This window comes from Cupriavidus sp. SIMBA_020 (genome assembly GCF_046535395.1).
Lineage (GTDB): Bacteria > Pseudomonadota > Gammaproteobacteria > Burkholderiales > Burkholderiaceae > Cupriavidus > Cupriavidus campinensis.
The window spans coordinates 1-231 of the sequence record NZ_JAWRWU010001794.1 but is presented as its reverse complement, the minus strand read 5'-3'; the positions used below and the strand labels follow the sequence as shown (position 1 = coordinate 231).

At 77.9% G+C, this 231-nt stretch carries 1 pseudogene; it reads right to left on the bottom strand.

The window, feature by feature from the left end:
• Positions 1-231 (bottom strand): annotated as a pseudogene (locus tag SB751_RS35785) (hypothetical protein); the annotation flags it as partial.

Sequence of the window (231 nt, the reverse complement as noted above, 5' to 3'; positions counted from 1 at the left end):
GCCGGCTTCGTCGTCGACGCCGATCGAGGCCGAGAAACGCTTGGGCGGCGCCTCGACCACGCGCACCTGCACCGGCAGCGTCACCTCGCCGTCGGAATCGTAGGCGGGCGGCGCCGGCGGCATGGCGCCGGACACCACCGGATCGCCCGCAGGCGCGGCCTCGGCGGCGTTGGCCGCGCCCGGCGCGCGGGCCCGGTCGGACAACGGCTCCGTCGTCTGCGCGTCGCTGCC